The following is a 16,097-nucleotide window of genomic DNA, read 5'->3' as shown; positions in this document are numbered from 1 at the left end:
GCTCCCCGCCAAGGGGAGCGCCCCCGGGGGATCAGGCATCCCACAACCGGGTCGGCACCACCAGCAGCACGGTGCGCTGGCCGATGGCGACATTGGCATTGGGGAAGACCACGGCCTCCCGCTCCTGCTCCACCACGTGGCGCAGTTCTCCATCTTCCGCCAGCACGAAGCCTTGCGGAAATTCGGTGAAATTGTCGACATCACTGGCAAACAGGAAGCGAAAATCCGCGGTGCGCTTGTTGATCACCCGATCGATGGTGAAGATGTTGAAATCCTCCGGTCGCCAGGGTTCCAGCCGGACACGCTCTTCGCAGACCAGCTCCTGCAACGCCTGTCTGGCCTCGATGAAGCGGGTCATGTCATTCTCGCCGAAGGGACGCACCTTGCCGAGCTCCACCGTGAAGCCATGGGCGCCATGCTGGTGGGCGCTGTAATAGCTGAAGGTGGTGGTGGGGCCGTTCGAGAGCAAGATGGTACGCACCCCGCAGGCGCCGAGGAAGCGGATCTGCTCCTGGCTGTAGGGGCGTTCGTGGGGGAAGGGGTAGACGGCGAACTTCTCGTGACGGGAGCCGCGGATGGCGGTGTGCAGATCATAATGCAGCCGCTCGGCCCCTGAGTCGGTGTAGAAGCGGGACACATACTGTTCGAGACGCATGGCGCGGATCCGCTCCCGGTTGCACAGCCCCTCCCCCTTGCTGTGGGCGCCGCTGAACAGCCGGTTCATGTTCTCCTCGACCTCCCGCCCCCCCAGGTTCATGGCCGCCGGGTTGCCAAACAGGAACAATACCCGGTGACGGGCGCTCAGCTCCCCGCCGAGCAGCTTGCCAAGCAGCTGGTTGCACAGCTCGATGGGCGCCGTCTCGTTACCATGAATGCCGCAGGAGAGCACTATCTCCTTGCCAGGGTCCGCGCGCAGGCCGTCGGCCGGCTCGATGCAGATCACCCCGGTATCCCACACCTGCGCCAGGGCGCCATCGGCCAGGGAAAAAGAGAAGGGATCGAGCTGCCATTCGTGGCGACGACTCAGCGCCAGGAAGTCATGTTGAGGGATCATCCGTTTCACCATCTTGTCACTGTCGATGGCGCAGATTATACGGCAGCACCCTGCCTTAAAAACAATTTTTTAAACAAATTCAATCATTAGCATAACAATGCAAGGGGAGATGACAGGCATGCAGTTACCAGACTGCGGGGCAGAGCAGGGAGGAAACGAGGGAGGATTCAGGGGAGCAGCCGGTTGGCCGGGGGCCGTCCAAGCGAGGAGAGAAACGAGGCATCCATGCCAGGTCAATCAACCACGCCAGAACGGCTTGCTGGTTTCCTGATAGCGATCGGCTTCGTTCAGGCCGATATCCTTGAGCAGATAGGCGGGCAGCTCGGAGAGCTGGCGACGGCTGCGGCTGCGTTCCAGCCAGGTCAGGAAGGTCTGTTTGGCGCGAGTCGCCAGGTTCAGCTCGCTGGACTGCTGGTAACCGGCTTGGGTGTAGGTCATGTTGGCCATGGTGCGGCTCCTCTCATTTAGTTGCCGCAAGCTTAGGAGCTGCCTCCCCCTGTCTCAATTGACGAATTTTGATACAACACATTAGGAAAACTAATAGCGAGAGCGTGGCGGAATTTAAATTTAACTAGTTGAATTTAAATGGTAAATAAAAATATGACCGCCCATTTCGGCGCAAACAGCAGATTGTGCTCTCCGACCCCGGGCTAACTATGCACTTTATATTGGCGCTTATGCAACCGCCGCGATCCGGACCGGATAGGGGGTGCCCAGAGCGCCGCCAACATGCTGCCAGCTTGATCGTAAACTGTTGCCAAATATCAACAAATGTACCATTTGATTACATATCAGGGCTCGCCCAAGCCGGTGTCATTTGACCCGCAGCTTATCCCTGTCTCCCTCGGCCCGCACCGCCCCTTGCTGACCATGATGGGCTTCATCATCCCAGGCCACAGCCCGCCGACATCCCCTGAGGCTGGCAATCCCGCCAGGCAAGTAACAAGACGCCTGCACAGTGTCGCAAAGCGGCGCCAGGGGCAGAGCGCAGTGACGGCCGCGCAGATGCCCCCTATCCCCATGAGGTTGAGCCCAGATGCACGCCACTGGCTGGCCACCCCGGCACTGGGCCGATCCCGACTCGGGTTGACACCAACCACTGTCTATTTATACAGTTAAGTGCAAACGCGCGCCGCATCGAGTGCGCCCTCTTCCCCTTTACCGAGAGTCGAACCATGGCCACCTTTACCCCGCAAGCCGCCCTGCGCCAGCAGATGAGCGAGCTGGAGAGCCTGCTGGCCGAGCTGGCGAACCGGATCGTCCGCCTCCCCCTGCTGGAGGCTCAGGTCTATCCCCTGCCTCCCGTGTTGCAGGGACAAGAGCATGATCCCATCAGCCAGATAGAGGTGGGGCTGCTCGAGGGAGAGGCGGCCCGGGAGGCCGCGCTCGCCGCCTATCGGCATCATGGCGCCCGCCCCGGCTGCTCGACCAAATCCACCCAGCGCCTGCCTGGCTGGCTGCGACTGCCGGCCGAGGCCGCTCCCCTGCTTGAGCCGCTGATCGAAGAGATAAACCGCTGCAAGCTGGCCTTCAAGGCGCTGGTACAGCAGGCGGGAGGCCGAGACGAGAAGTTCGAGCTGGTCCACGGCGCCCTGCCCGGGGTCATCACCTTGCAGATCTACCGTCAGCTCACCCTGCTGGCGGGGGATCTCCACTCCCTCGGCTTCACCTGGGCAGACAAGCAGACCATCAGCCGCCTCAGCCGGGAGCAGGTGATCGCCATGCTCGAGCGCAGTCGTCGCTATGTGCCCGCCCTCTCCCATCCAGAGCAGTGGCAGCAGATGGTGGACAAGGAGATCTACGATATCCGCCGCCTGCCCGCCGACAGCGAGCTGCGCATCCGGCGTCCGGTCAAGACCCACCCCATGATCAACCTGCTCTGGCGGGACAGGGAGCCGAGAAAGCAGCAGATCAAGGCGAGCCTCCCCCTGCTGCTGTGCGCCGACGCCTCCCCCGCCATCAAGCCCCTGGGCCACTATCCCCCCAAGCTGCGCCAGCCGAGGCGGGATCGCAAGATAGGGGAGCGCCCCCTCATAGAGCGGCTCCATCTCTATCTGTACGAGCGCCTCGACTGAGGCGGTGAGCATTCGCTACCGCGGCTGGACAACGCCCTTGCTGAAAGCGCAGACGTGAACAGAGCCGGGCAGTGGCGTCAGGAGTCAGCCTCCTGTCATCGCCACCCACCTGGGGAGCCGCGACCCGCTGGCGCCGGGCAAGGCAGCAGATGCAAAACGGCCCCCGCTGCCGCCACGCCGGGGGCGCAGGGCATCGGGGGCCGCACGGCCTTGCCATCACCCCATCAAGAGGGCGCGCAGGCTCTCCACATCCAGTCCCTTCACCTCGGACTGGCCGCTCAGCAAGCCATCGGCCAGGGCCCGCTTCTCGTCGTGCAGGGCCACTATCTTCTCCTCCACCGTCTGCTCGCACACCAGGCGATAGACGGTCACCGGCTGGGTCTGCCCCATGCGGTGGGCCCGATCGCTGGCCTGATCTTCCACCGCCGGGTTCCACCAGGGATCCAGGTGCAGCACCGTATCGGCCTGGGTCAGGTTGAGCCCTGTCCCCCCCGCCTTCAGGCTGATCAGAAACAGCGGCACCGGCTCGTTGCGAAAACGCAGAATAGACTCCTGACGGGACTTGGCGGAGCAGCCACCGTCCAGGTAGCAGTAATCCCAGCCCCGCTTGGCGATGCGATCCCGCAGCAGGCTGAGCAAGTCGACGAACTGGCTGAACACCAGCACCCGATGACCGCCGTCGATGGCCTCGTCCAGCAGGGCCATGGCCTCGTCCAGCTTGCTGTTGCTATGGGCCCAGGTCGGCATGATGAGGGAGGGAGAGCAGCAGAGCCGGCGCAGCCGGGTCAGGCCGCTCAACACATGCATCAGGGCGCGGCCGTCGGCACTTTGCACCTGCTGCACCACCTCGCGCCGGGTCGCCTCGTAGAGTTGACGCTCCTCGGCGGAGAGGCTGATGTGGTGCACTATCTCCGTCTTGTCCGGCAGCTCGGTCAGCACCTGCTGCTTGAGGCGACGCAGGATGAAGGGGCTGATCACGGCCCGCAGCAGCGCCATGTGTTCGGGATCCTTCACCGCCTTGCCAAAGCGGCGCTTGAACTCCCCGAGGCTGCCGAGCAGGCCGGGGTTGATAAAGGTGAACAGGCTCCACAGCTCCCCCAGGTGGTTCTCTATGGGGGTGCCGGAGAGGGCGAGGCGAAAATCGCCGTCGAGCTGGAACAGCAGCTTGGCACGCTGGGTGCCGGCATTCTTGATCTGCTGGGCTTCATCCAGCACCATGCTTGCCCAGTGACGCCCCTTGAGCGCCGCGGCCAAGCCCCCCAGCATGCCGTAGTTGACCAGCACCAGCTGGCCCGCCCTGGCGTTGGCAATCTGCCCCTCCCTATCCACCCCGGGCTCGAAGGTGATCACCTCCAGCTCGGGGGCGAAACGGGCCACCTCCTCCTGCCAGTTGGTGACCACTGACTTGGGCACCACCACCAGGGCCGGGCCCAGCTGCTGACGCATGCGCAGCACGATGAGCGCCTGCAGCGTCTTGCCAAGGCCCATGTCATCGGCGAGGCAGGCGCCAAAGCCGTGATGGGCCAGGGTCGCCAGCCAGCGCACCCCCTCCTTCTGATAATCCCGCAGCGGGGTGAGCAGCTCGGGGGGGCAGTCCACCTCCTGCTGCCACTCGGCCTGCAGCGCCTGCCAGGCGCTGTCCCCCTGGGTGCTGATCACCGAGAGCAATCGGGTCAGGGGATAGGCGAGCCGGGTGTTGACCCTCTGCTCCTCGTCGAGCATGGCCCCCAGCATGGTGAGCCGCTCCACCAGCTTGTCGCTCAGCACCAGACTGGTCTGCTCGTCGAGCTGGACGGTGCGCTGACCCGGGGTGAGCTGGCGCAGGATGAGGCGCAGATCCAGCACCTCGTGCTCATCCAGGCTGAGGGCCCCCTCGACCTGGAACCAGTCCTGGCGCCGTTCGATGCGCAGGCTCAGGGCCGCCTCGTCCAGGCTCTTGAGCCGGGCACTGTCCTGATGCCAGTGGATGCGCACCTGCCGCTCCACCAGTTCGGGCAGAGCATTGACCAGAGTGAGCGCCTGCTCCCCCTGCAGCAGCCATTCGGTGCCGGGCAAGTCCATGGGCAGCTGGTTGCGCAGCCACTGTGCCTCCCGCTTCTCCTCGGCCAGATCCCGCGCCCAGTAGAGGGACTCCTTCACCCCCTGGCGCACCACCGCCTCCCCCTTGCCAAGGGCCAGGGCGGAGACATCATCGAGCCGGGTGACCAGGCGAACCGCGAGCTGCCCCTCCTGCCAGTCCAGCTCCACCGAGGCCAACCCGGGCCAGGGCTTTAGCTCGGCATTGCCCTCGAGCCCAGGCACCTCGCTGTGCCAGGGCAAGCCCTGGATGCCATTGAGGGTCTGCTGCAAGGTGGCGAGCCCCTCCCCCGGCAGGGGCGGGATCGCCGACAGGGCGGGCAGCAGGGGCAGCAGACCGGGCGGCGTCAGCATCAGCTGCCACAAGTCCTGGGCCAGGGGCACAATGTGGGCCCCCTTGCCGGCCTGGGCCGGGCTGAGCACGCCGCGCATGCCGTCCCCCTCGGCCACTATCTGCAACAGGGGGGCGCTCAGGGCCAGTTGCAGCTTCTGCCCCTTGGCATTGAGCAGGCGGGGATGGGTGGCGAGCACGGGCCAGACCTCGTCCGGCAGCCGGTTCATGGTGCGCGGCAGCAACCGCACCAGGGCCCAGTCCGCCTCATCGAGCAGGGCCGCATACTGGCTGGAGAGCAGGGCGGGATCGACCCTGCGTCCCGCGGTCCACTCCCCCTTGGTGCTCTGCTTCTGGATCTTGCACTCGAGCTCGGGTCCCTCGGCATGGAGCAGCCACACCAGCTGCTCCTTGTTCTTGCGCACTCCGCTGGCGCGACCCAGTCCCTGCAGCCAGTTGAGCCAGCTCGCCGATGCGGCCCCCTTGCCTTCGTCCTCCTCCTCGTCCCCCTCCTGCGGGTCAGGTGGCAGGCGATCGAGGGGCCCCAGCCGGGCCTTTTTGCCCAGCAGCTGGCGCAACAAGTCCAGGCAAAAGCCCATCAATCGATGGCGGGGCGCGCTGGCGAGCAGCGCCTCCAGGTCCCACTTGTGCAGGATGGCCACCTGAGGGCTCTGACTGCCGTGACGGGCCAGGGCGCAGAGATCGAGCCAGAGGTAGCCCCAGTGCAGCTCCTCGGCGGGCAGTTGCAGGGTGTCAAACAGTCCCACCGCCTGGCCATGGCGCTCTCCCGCCCACTGGGCGATGAGATCCTGCAACAGGGCCTGTTGCGGCCCTAGGCTTTTCTGCCACTGCTTGCGTTCGGCATTGGCCAGCTCGGGATCGGCCTGTTGCAGCCAGCCGAGCCAGAGCAGGGTCAGGAAGTTCGCCGGATAACGCCCCTTGCCATGGCGCCCCTGCCACAGGCCGAGGGCGCTCATCAGGCTCTGCGCCAAGGGGGCATCACCGCCGGCAGCGGTCAGGGCCATCAGCTCGGGCCAGTGATGGGGATCATCGGGCAGATCGGTGAAGGGAGCCGCCGACCCCTGCTCCTCGCACAGCCAATGCCACTGGGCGGCCAGCTGGCGATGGGCGGTGGCCAGCTCGGGGGCGAGCGCCGCCCCGGCCAGGGGCCAGGGGCCGGGGGAGGCATCGAGGCTGGCCTGCAGGGCCAGGTGGTCGAGCAGCAGCCGCTGCCACTGGGGACTGGCCTCCGCCAGCAGGGCCTGGGCCTCGGGCAGCTCGAGCAGGGCCAGCAGATCGGCGCCATTGACATAGCCGGGCACCTCCCCCTCCCGACCCAGGCAGAGGGAGCGCACCAGGGCCTGACCCGGATCCTGACCGGTGAGGGAGGAGACCCGCGACCAGTCCGGCATGGGGCAGCGTCCCTGGCGCACCCCCAGAATCAACGCCAGGCAGCCCTCGGCACTCAGGCTCCAGAGCTGCTCGCCACGCTGCCGAATGAGGCCAAGGTCATGGAGTGCCGTCAACCTGTCGATCAATACCTGACCCAGCGGCAGCTGTTCCTGCAGATAGCGGGTACTGGCGGCGCGCTGCAACTGCAGCTCGCCGAGCAAGGCATAACAATCTGGAGACAAGGTTGGTGCAGACATCAAGACTCACGCGAAGGAGCAAAAGCGGAATTTTAACGGGAAAGCGCCGCCGGCTCGACCCTTAACCATGAAATAACGCAAATTAAATGCCTTGCGCTTCGAGTCGGCAGCATGGGAATGGCCCCAAGGCGCGGCGCCGGGTCAAGCGGGAGCTGGGGGGCGTCCGAGGGGCGCAAGGGCGGGAACAGCCCGACCGCCAGAGCGGGGCGAGAGAACTCATATGGTCCTCTCGCCAGAGAGGCGATCAGGCTCAGGCGCTGAGCGCATCCAGGCGCGCCGTCAGGGCCGCCACCTGATCCCGCAGCAGGCTCACCTCCTCTTCCAGAGAGCTCAGGCGCTCATGGAGGGGGGAGCCCTGGGTCGCCCCCTCGGGCTGGGCACGGACATCCAGCCCCTGCTCCAGGGCCGCACCTGTCACCTCGCCGCTGAACAGATGGGCGAAGCGGGACTCGCGTTTGCCGGGCTCGCGGGCCAGCTTGACCACATAGGGCCCCTGCTCGATGAGCCCGTTCAGGACGGCATCGACCTGGGTCACATCGTCGAACTGGCAGAGCCGGTTGGTGCGCGAGCGCAGCTCACCCGGTGTCTGGGGACCGCGCAGCAGCAGCTCGCAGACCACTCCCAGCTCCTGGGCATTGAACTTGAGATCGCCAAATTCGGTGTTGCAGAACCTGTGCTGATAACGGGGCACCCGGGCGTTGAAACCGGCGGTGTTGACCACCAGCCGCTTGCGGACCAGCTCGTCCACCACGGCGCGGATCTCCAGCTCGCCGAGCTCGAGCACAGGATCTCTGTTGCTCTTCTGGTTGCAGGCGTTGACCAGGGCGTTGAGGGACAAGGGGTATTGATCCGGTGTGCTGATCTCCTTCTCGATGAGGCAACCAATCACCCGGGCTTCTAATGGGCCTAATACCAACTCCATTGCAGACTCCCTTTATAAACAAGACATTAGCATTTGGCCCCTATCTTATCGCGGCCGCTCCCGGGATCCAGCCCGGCACCCCGATTTTGCGATAAGACCATGGCCTTGGCGAAACAAGCAGCATTGGGCCAGCGGCAGCGACGAGGGAAAGGCTTCTTATGGCGCCATGTTGAGGGGCGAGCGCGCCGGTGAAGCGCCGGGCGGGGCGGCCCGCTTCTCCAGCGCCCTGGCCACCGAGACCGACTTGCCCCGCAGCAGGGCATCGGTCGGATAAAGCACCAAGGCCTGCTGGCGCAGGGACTCGGCCTCCTCGCGCCGCCCCAGGGCCTCGAGGGCCACTATCATGTTGGCGTAGATGTTGGCGCGGGGGGTGTGGCGCACGAACGCCTCCCCCCAGGACAGATAGGCCGCCAGCTCCTGCCGGTTGCCCCCCTGCAACCCCACCGCCAGCCGCACCGAGTTGACGTCGAACTCGACCCGGGTGAGCCAGGCCATGGGGTTGATCACCTTCAGCAACAGGGCCGGCTCCTTGTAGCCTCCTCGCTCGTACTGGGTCACCACCCAGGCGGTGTGGATGGCGGTCAGCATGAAAGGCACCACCAGCAGGGGGATGCCGATGGCCAGAAAGCGCAGCAGCAGCCAGGGGCGATAGACACTCTGATGCCAGCCGGGGCTGGGGGCCTTCTCCTCTATCTCGCTGTCGATCTGGTAGATGATCAGCAGCAGCACCCACCAGTGGACGATGGCGTGGTAGAAGGGGTATTCGGTCTGGCTGTGCAGCAGTATAGGCAGGGCCAGGGCCAGCAGGGCCAGCCCCTGACGCCAGCGACTCTGGCCGAGACGCCACAGCAGGGCCGCCCCCATCAGCAGCATGCCCAGCATGGGGGCGATCCCCCCCTCCACCGCCCAGTAGAGAAACTCGTTATGGGGGTGATCCAGGTTGTATTCGATCTGCACCATCTCTGGTGCCAATGCCTTGTCGACCATGTATTGGTGCAGAAAGACGGACTCGAAGCTGCCATAACCCCATCCCGTCCAGGGGGAGTGCATGATGAGTTTGATGGCATAAGGCCAGTAGACGGAGCGCATGCCGCCGGACTGATAGACCTCGACCCCCCGCTTAGCCCCGGCAATCAGGTACTGGGATGCCAACCCGAACAGGAGACCGAGGGCGACCAGCAGCAGGACCCTGGCCGCCAGCTTGCGCTCTCGCAACATGGGCAGCAGGAGCAGCAGCCCCAGCAGGGCACCGAGCTGCCCCACCCGGGATTGCAGCACCACCAGCAGCAAGGGACAGGCCAGCAGCAGACCCTGGCGCAAGGCCCGCAACCCGCGCCCGGCGAGCCTCCCCTCCCCCTCCAGCCAACCAGCCAACACCAGACCGGTGGCCATGAAGCTCGCCATCACGTTGGGCTGCTGGAAGATGCCATAGGGGCGATTGGCCCGGGTGTCGTACCCGAGCCAGTTGCCCGGGGTCAGCAGATAGTATTCGACCAGGCCGAGCAGCGCCTCGATGGCGACTGCGCCGAGCACCAGATAGAGCAGACGCTCGCGGCGCTGGCCCGCTGGCGGCCATTGATAGAGGCAGGTGAGAAACAGCAGGCCGGCAAAGAGCCCGAGCAGCCTGGGGATGGCATAATCCTTGAGCGCAAAGCCGGGGTAGGCCATGGGCAGCAACAACAGCAAGCCGCCGACCCAGAGCCAAAGCAGCAGCGGTGACCAGACCAGACGCTGGTTCAGGGTGACTTGCCAGAGCCCGGCGCCGATGGCAAGGCTGGCAAACACCCAGCCCCAGGCGTTGAAGGGCAGATAGAGCCCGGCCCCCCCCGGGTTGTGCATGAAAAAATGCATCCCCAGCAGCAGATAGAGCGCGAAGAGCCCAAAAAATCCTTTTTCCAGCATCCGGCCAGTCCCCAGAGATTGTCTATCCACCCAGCATAACCCTTTGTCGCAAAAATAAAAAAGGAGGCTTGCGCCCCCTCGTATCATCACTAGCTTCGATTACTTGGCGCCGCCTTGCTCGCGAAAGGCGAAACGGACCAGCACTATGCCCATCCCCAGCATGCCGCCGAGCAGGGTGGCCAGCACCACCACCAGGGAACGCTTGGGTTTGTCCCGAGAGAGGGGCTCGCTCGGCGAGGCCTGATAGGCGAAGGAGTGGAACGGCAGCGCCTCCAGCTGGATGGCCTGCAGGCTGCTCAGCTGCAGACGCAGATCGCCGATGTTCGGATTCATGAACTCGGGGTTCTTGATCTCCTTGAGCACCTTGAGCTTCTCGGCCAGGGCCCGTGACCCCAGATCGATGGCGAAGCTGTCCTTGTTTTGCAAATTCTGCACCGGCGTCTCTATGCCCGCCGCCTGGCTGATGCGCAGGCTGTATTCGGTGCGCAGGATGTCATCTTGCAGCTGCTTGAGGGTATCGGCCCTGGCGCTCTCATACTGACTCTGCAGCGTCTTGATGCGGTTGCGCCAGAGGGTGTCCAGCTCCTTGCCCTTGGCGGCAGACTCCAGGCTCTGGATGAAGGCGATGTACTGCTCCAGCCGCGCCTTGGCCTCCTCAGCCGTGCCCGCGGCGAAGGAGAGGACGACATCCTCCTTCAGCTTGTCCGGCGCCTTGGCATCTATCCCCTCGGCCATCTTCTTGAGCAGCAGCCGCTTGCCCTTGCTATCCGTGACGTCGTGCTTGGCCGCTTCGGCATCCAGATAGCCCCTCTCCAGCAAGAATTGACGCTTGTTGTTGAAGCTGTTGAAGTTGTTGACGAAATCATGGTAGAGCGCCTTCTTCTCGAAGGCGGTGAAGGCACTCACCGGCACCTGAGCATTCATCAACTGGTTGATGTTAAGCTCAAGGGACTCGACCTCCTTGAGGGTGGGCTGCTTGATCTCGGCTTGGCTGACCCACACCTGGGGCGCCGTCAGCGCATAGGCGATGCCAGCCGCCGCAAACAGACCGGCAACGCAGAGGATCAGCAGCTTGCTGCGCCAGAGCGTCAGGATCAGCTCGCGCAAGTCGATCTCGTCGCTGGATCTGGCCGGCACCCAGCCTTGGGGCAGATCGGGCTGGGACTGGGTCAAGGTAGGTTCTTGATTGCTCATATTGTTATATTTCTCTTATTGGAAACTGGGTGGACGGGCCCGCCGCCAGGGTCGCGACGGGCCAGTCGGGGTCAGGCTTGCCGATAATAGTCACGATACCAGTCGACAAAGGTTTTCACACCCGCCGCCACTGTCATTTGCGGCTGGTAACCGACGGCATCGAACAGCCCCCGGGTATCGGCCCAGGTGGCATGTACGTCGCCCGGCTGCATCGGCATCATGTGCTTGATGGCGGGCTGGCCGATGGCCTGCTCCAGCGCCTCGATAAAGTCCAGCAGCCGCACCGGACTGCCATTGCCGATGTTGAACAGGCGATAGGGCGCCGAGCTCATGTCGGTGCGCCCCTGGCTCGGGGTCCAGCCCGGGCTGGCCTCCGGTACCTGATCCGCCACCCTCACTATCCCCTCGACGATGTCATCCACATGGGTGAAGTCCCGGGACAGCTGCCCCTGGTTGTAGACATCGATGGGTTCCCCCGCCAGGATCGCCCTGGTAAACTTGAACAACGCCATGTCGGGGCGACCCCAGGGGCCATAGACGGTGAAAAAGCGCAGGCCAGTGGTGGGAATGCCATAGAGATGGGCATAGCTGTGAGCCATCAGCTCGTTGGCCTTCTTGGTGGCGGCATAGAGGGAGATGGGGTGATCCACTGTGTCCGTGGTGGCAAACGGCATCTTGTCATTGAGGCCGTACACCGAGCTGGAAGAGGCATAGACCAGATGCCCCACCCCATGGTGGCGACACCCTTCCAGCACCGTCAGCTGGCCCACCAAGTTGCTGTCGGCGTAGGCGAACGGGTTGTCCAGGGAGTAGCGCACCCCGGCCTGGGCGGCCAGATGCACCACCCGATCGAAGCCCTGCTCGGCAAACAGCCGGGCCATGCCGGGGCGATCGGCCAGATCCAGCCTGATGAAACGAAACCCCGCCAGGGGGGCAAGCCGGGCCAGGCGCGCCTCCTTGAGGCTCACCTCGTAGTAGTCGTTGAGGTTGTCGATGCCGACCACCTCATGACCGTCAGCGCACAGGCGCTGCACCAGATGGAATCCGATGAACCCGGCGGCGCCGGTGACCAGATACTTCATAACACTGTCCTTCAAGACGGCGCATGGGGCGTCTGCAGGCGCCCCGTACACGGGTTAGTCGCTGCCAAACAGATCGCGGGTATAGACCTTGTCCGCCACATCGGCCAGCTCGCTGGCCATGCGATTGGAGAGGATCACATCGGAGATCTGCTTGAACTCCGCCAGATCGGTGATGACCCGGGAGTTGAAGAAGCTCTGCTCCTTGAGGGCAGGTTCAAACACCACCACCTCTATGCCCTTGGCCTTGATGCGCTTCATCACCCCCTGAATGGCGGAGGCGCGGAAGTTGTCTGAGCCCGACTTCATGATCAGGCGATAGACCCCGACCACCCTGGGGCGACGACGAATGATGGAGTCGGCGATGAAGTCCTTGCGGGTGGTGTTGGCATCGACGATGGCCCGCACCAGGTTGTTGGGCACATCGTCGTAGTTGGCCAGCAGCTGCTTGGTGTCCTTGGGCAGGCAATAGCCGCCATAGCCGAAGGAGGGGTTGTTGTAGTGAGTGCCGATCCGTGGATCCAGCCCCACCCCTTCGATGATCTGGCGACTGTCCAGGCCATGGGTCTGGGCATAGGTGTCCAGCTCGTTGAAATAGGCGACCCGCATGGCGAGATAGGTATTGGCAAACAGCTTGATCGCTTCGGCTTCCGTGCTGTCGGTCAAGAGCAGCGGCACATCCTGCTTGATGGCTCCCCCTTGCAAGAGGGCGGCGAAACGCTCGGCTCGCTCGGAACGCTCACCCACTATGATGCGCGAGGGGTGCAAGTTGTCATAAAGCGCCCGCCCCTCTCGCAAGAACTCGGGAGAGAAGATGAGGTTGTCGCACCCCAGCTCCTCGCGTATCGCCTTGGTGTAGCCCACGGGCACGGTGGACTTGATCACCATGACGGCCGTCGGATTGATGGCCATCACATCCCGGATCACCGCCTCCACCGAGCGGGTGTTGAAGTAGTGGGTGTCGGCATCGTAGTCGGTCGGCGTCGCTATGATGACGAAATCCGCCCCCTGATAAGCCTGATGCTTGTCCAGGGTCGCCGTCAGATTGAGGGGGATGTGGGCGAGATAGTGCTCCAGCTCGTTGTCTGCGATGGGAGACTTGCCCTGATTGATGAGCGCAACTTTCTCTGCCACCAGGTCGAGAGCGACCACTTCGTTGTGCTGGGCAAGCAGCACGGCATTGGACAGGCCGACATAGCCGGTTCCCGCTACGGCAATTTTCACCATGGGATTACCTGATTGATTAAATTAAGGTTCTGACTCTGAGCTGGCAATTGTGCCACAAGAACACGGACTTACCCTAATTCAGGGTGGCAGAAGCAGGGTGCCTTGGCATCCTTGGCGGACAGACGCAGCGCCACCCCGGCCAGCAGAGGCCAATCGATGGCCAGGGCGGGGGAGTCCCAGCGCAGGGTCTGCTCCCCGGCGGGATGGTAGTAATCGCTGCATCGATAGAGGAGATCGGCGACCTCGCTCAGCACATAGAAGCCATGGGCAAAGCCCGGAGGGATCCACATCTGGTGATCGTTTTCCTCTGACAGGAGCTGGCCGACCCACTGGCCATATGAGGCCGAATCGGGACGCACATCCACCGCTACATCAAAGACGCGACCGCGCACCGCCCTCACCAGTTTCCCCTGGGGCCTCTCCTGCTGATAATGGAGCCCACGCAGCGTCCCTTGCCAGGAGCGGCTGTGGTTGTCCTGCACCAGGGCGTAGGCGCCGCAGTGTCGCTCAAACTCATCCTGGCGCAGGGTTTCCATGAAAAAGCCCCGTTCGTCACTGTGACGAGTGGGGATCAGCAGTTTGACCTCTGGAATGGCAAGGGATTGGTATTTCATCTGAACGCCTTCAAATACAGCAAAAAGGGAACTGGCCCGGCACAGATAAATTCCGGGCGCAGCACTATGGGCTCCAGGATGACTGAGGATTGCCAGTTCATTCAAGCCGCATCAGATAAAGGACGAGGGGGGCTGACCCGGCCGCGACAAGGCTGGCGCCAACAGCTGTAACAGATACTCACCATAACCGCTCTTGAGCAGAGGCTCGGCCAACGCGGCGAGTTGTTCGTCCGAGATCCAGCCCAGACGCCAGGCTATCTCCTCAGGCGCCGACACCTTGAGGCCTTGCCGCTTTTCCAGGGTCTGAATGAAGCTACTGGCCTCCTGCAGACTGTCGTACGTCCCCGTATCGAGCCAGGCAGAACCTCGCCCCATCAGACAGACCTCCAGCGCCTCATCCCCGAGATAGCTCATATTGAGGTCGGTGATCTCCAGCTCTCCCCGGGCAGAAGGTTGCAAACGGTGCGCTCTGGCGCTGGCTTGCCCGTCATAAAAATAGATACCTGTGACGGCATAGTGACTCGGGGGCTCGACGGGTTTTTCGATCAGCGTCTGCACTCGACCCGAATCATCGAATCCCAACACCCCATAACGTTCGGGATCCTGTACATGATAAGCAAACAGGGTGGCGCCTTGCGTCTTGGCACTCGCGCGGAGCAACTGGCGGGAAAGATCGGCGCCATAGAAGATGTTGTCCCCCAGGATGAGGCAACAGGGGCTGCCGGCCAGAAAAGGTTCGGCGATGAGCAGCGCCTGGGCCAACCCGGCAGGCTCTTCCTGCACCGCGTAGCTGAATTGCATTCCCCATTGGTTGCCATCCCCCAGCAACAGCTCGAAGCGGGACAGATCCAGCGGCGTGCTGATGATGAGAATGTCACGGATACCCGCCTGCATCAGGGTTGAGAGGGGGTAATAGATCATGGGCTTGTCATAGACCGGCAGCAGTTGCTTGCTGATGGCCAGCGTCGCTGGATAGAGCCGGGTGGCAGATCCTCCGGCCAATATGATGCCTTTACGTTGGGTCATGACGTACCTTGGGTTGAATGAAGGAGAGCTATGGGAGAGGCGGTTCATCAGGCCCATCGGGTTGTGCCCCCTGGCTGGCCAGCCACTCCGTCATCTGCGCTTGCCAGGACGGCAGTGCGATGCCAAAAACGCTGGAGAACAATCGGCAATCGAGCCTGGAGTTCAGCGGACGACGGGCCGCCTGGGGCCAGCTCGCCGAAGGAATGGGTTTTATCGGAACGGGCCACGCCAGCAGACCAAGCCGACAACCTTCCGCTACCAGGGCCGAGGCAAAGCCATGCCAGCTCGTCTCGCCTGCGGGGCAGAGATGATAGAGGCCGCCCTTGTCTGGCGCCTTCACGATATGCGCCAGCGCCAGGAGAACGGACGTTGCCAGCCAGTGTACCTGAGTCGGCACTCCCCATTGATCCGCCACCACCTCAAGGGACTGGCCCTCTTTGGCACGGCGCAAGATGGTACGAGCGAAGTGCGGCCCCTCCCCGCCATAAAGCCAGCTGGTACGAATGATCAGATGATGGGGACACAGGCCCTGAATGGCCTGCTCGCCGGCCAGCTTGCTGGCGCCATAGACATTGAGGGGCGCAGGTTTATCCCCCTCCGTCCAGGGTGTATTGCCACTGCCATCGAACACATAATCGGTGGAAAAATGCACCAGCAGCGCCCCTCTGTCAGAGGCTTCCCGGGCAAGCCATGCTACCGCCTGATGATTGATGCGCTCTGCCAGCTCAGGCTGACTCTGTGCAAGGTCGACCGCCGTATAGGCCGCCCCGTTTAGGATCACATCCGGTTGATGGCGATCCAGGGCGCCAATCAGCGCACGGGGGGCGGTGATGTCACAATCCGCCCTGCCAAGGGGCGTCACCTGCCAATCGGGATAATCCCGGCAGAGGACAGAAAAAAGGGCTCGTCCCAACTGGCCACGAGCCCCGAGCAACAAAATCCGCATCG

Annotated in this window: 12 protein-coding genes; 1 reads left to right on the top strand and 11 read right to left on the bottom strand. The window is 63.5% G+C overall.

The window, feature by feature from the left end; all coding sequences use genetic code 11:
- Positions 1-31: 31 nt before the first annotated feature.
- Both astE and ACLHZ1_RS05885 read right to left on the bottom strand, forming a co-directional pair.
- Entirely contained in the window at positions 32-1,054 is a 1,023-nt protein-coding gene (gene astE / locus ACLHZ1_RS05890) for a succinylglutamate desuccinylase (RefSeq protein ID WP_427261334.1), read from the bottom strand.
- Positions 1,055-1,291: 237 nt separating this feature from the next.
- On the bottom strand, positions 1,292-1,501 hold the full coding sequence (locus ACLHZ1_RS05885) for a DUF1127 domain-containing protein (RefSeq protein WP_111872899.1): 210 nt from the start codon (positions 1,499-1,501) through the stop codon (positions 1,292-1,294).
- A 728-nt stretch (positions 1,502-2,229) separates the two neighbouring features.
- Between ACLHZ1_RS05885 and ACLHZ1_RS05880 the strand changes: the two genes are divergently transcribed.
- Positions 2,230-3,129 (top strand): DNA replication terminus site-binding protein, encoded by a 900-nt coding sequence (locus tag ACLHZ1_RS05880; protein ID WP_427261333.1) that lies wholly within the window; start codon positions 2,230-2,232, stop codon positions 3,127-3,129.
- 216 nt (positions 3,130-3,345) lie between these two features.
- Here ACLHZ1_RS05880 and ACLHZ1_RS05875 read toward each other — a convergent pair whose 3' ends face one another.
- The 9 genes from ACLHZ1_RS05875 to rfbD all read right to left on the bottom strand — a co-directional run bounded on the left by ACLHZ1_RS05875 (position 3,346) and on the right by rfbD (position 16,095).
- Positions 3,346-7,185, bottom strand: a complete 3,840-nt coding sequence (locus ACLHZ1_RS05875; protein WP_427261332.1) for a DEAD/DEAH box helicase — start codon at positions 7,183-7,185, stop codon at positions 3,346-3,348.
- A gap of 250 nt (positions 7,186-7,435) precedes the next feature.
- Positions 7,436-8,107 (bottom strand): YceH family protein, encoded by a 672-nt coding sequence (locus ACLHZ1_RS05870; RefSeq protein WP_427261331.1) that lies wholly within the window; start codon positions 8,105-8,107, stop codon positions 7,436-7,438.
- A gap of 156 nt (positions 8,108-8,263) precedes the next feature.
- Positions 8,264-10,009, bottom strand: coding sequence for a Wzy polymerase domain-containing protein (locus ACLHZ1_RS05865; protein ID WP_427261373.1), 1,746 nt, complete (start codon positions 10,007-10,009; stop codon positions 8,264-8,266).
- A 99-nt stretch (positions 10,010-10,108) separates the two neighbouring features.
- Entirely contained in the window at positions 10,109-11,203 is a 1,095-nt protein-coding gene (locus ACLHZ1_RS05860; RefSeq protein ID WP_427261330.1) for an LPS O-antigen chain length determinant protein WzzB, read from the bottom strand.
- Positions 11,204-11,274: 71 nt separating this feature from the next.
- On the bottom strand, positions 11,275-12,285 hold the full coding sequence (locus tag ACLHZ1_RS05855; RefSeq protein WP_427261329.1) for an NAD-dependent epimerase: 1,011 nt from the start codon (positions 12,283-12,285) through the stop codon (positions 11,275-11,277).
- A gap of 54 nt (positions 12,286-12,339) precedes the next feature.
- A complete protein-coding gene (locus ACLHZ1_RS05850) occupies positions 12,340-13,509 on the bottom strand; it encodes a nucleotide sugar dehydrogenase (RefSeq protein ID WP_427261328.1) in 1,170 nt (389 codons plus the stop codon).
- Between the two features lie 68 nt (positions 13,510-13,577).
- Entirely contained in the window at positions 13,578-14,123 is a 546-nt protein-coding gene (gene rfbC, locus ACLHZ1_RS05845; RefSeq protein ID WP_427261327.1) for a dTDP-4-dehydrorhamnose 3,5-epimerase, read from the bottom strand.
- Between the two features lie 111 nt (positions 14,124-14,234).
- On the bottom strand, positions 14,235-15,149 hold the full coding sequence (gene rfbA, locus ACLHZ1_RS05840; protein WP_427261326.1) for a glucose-1-phosphate thymidylyltransferase RfbA: 915 nt from the start codon (positions 15,147-15,149) through the stop codon (positions 14,235-14,237).
- Positions 15,150-15,177: 28 nt separating this feature from the next.
- A complete protein-coding gene (gene rfbD / locus ACLHZ1_RS05835) occupies positions 15,178-16,095 on the bottom strand; it encodes a dTDP-4-dehydrorhamnose reductase (protein WP_427261325.1) in 918 nt (305 codons plus the stop codon).
- Positions 16,096-16,097 lie beyond the last annotated feature (2 nt).

This window comes from Aeromonas sobria (assembly GCF_050266975.1).
Taxonomy (GTDB): domain Bacteria; phylum Pseudomonadota; class Gammaproteobacteria; order Enterobacterales; family Aeromonadaceae; genus Aeromonas; species Aeromonas sobria_B.
Note: the sequence above shows the minus strand (reverse complement) of the source record. Positions and strands in the feature narration are given on the sequence as shown.

Bases quoted from the DNA above. Each gene is read 5' to 3' on its own strand.
- astE (WP_427261334.1), bottom strand. From the start codon at position 1,054: ATGATCCCTCAACATGACTTCCTGGCGCTGAGTCGTCGCCACGAATGG.
- ACLHZ1_RS05885 (WP_111872899.1), bottom strand. From the start codon at position 1,501: ATGGCCAACATGACCTACACCCAAGCCGGTTACCAGCAGTCCAGCGAG.
- ACLHZ1_RS05880 (WP_427261333.1), top strand. From the start codon at position 2,230: ATGGCCACCTTTACCCCGCAAGCCGCCCTGCGCCAGCAGATGAGCGAG.
- ACLHZ1_RS05875 (WP_427261332.1), bottom strand. From the start codon at position 7,185: ATGTCTGCACCAACCTTGTCTCCAGATTGTTATGCCTTGCTCGGCGAG.
- ACLHZ1_RS05870 (WP_427261331.1), bottom strand. From the start codon at position 8,107: ATGGAGTTGGTATTAGGCCCATTAGAAGCCCGGGTGATTGGTTGCCTC.
- ACLHZ1_RS05865 (WP_427261373.1), bottom strand. From the start codon at position 10,009: ATGCTGGAAAAAGGATTTTTTGGGCTCTTCGCGCTCTATCTGCTGCTG.
- ACLHZ1_RS05860 (WP_427261330.1), bottom strand. From the start codon at position 11,203: ATGAGCAATCAAGAACCTACCTTGACCCAGTCCCAGCCCGATCTGCCC.
- ACLHZ1_RS05855 (WP_427261329.1), bottom strand. From the start codon at position 12,285: ATGAAGTATCTGGTCACCGGCGCCGCCGGGTTCATCGGATTCCATCTG.
- ACLHZ1_RS05850 (WP_427261328.1), bottom strand. From the start codon at position 13,509: ATGGTGAAAATTGCCGTAGCGGGAACCGGCTATGTCGGCCTGTCCAAT.
- rfbC (WP_427261327.1), bottom strand. From the start codon at position 14,123: ATGAAATACCAATCCCTTGCCATTCCAGAGGTCAAACTGCTGATCCCC.
- rfbA (WP_427261326.1), bottom strand. From the start codon at position 15,149: ATGACCCAACGTAAAGGCATCATATTGGCCGGAGGATCTGCCACCCGG.
- rfbD (WP_427261325.1), bottom strand. From the start codon at position 16,095: ATGCGGATTTTGTTGCTCGGGGCTCGTGGCCAGTTGGGACGAGCCCTT.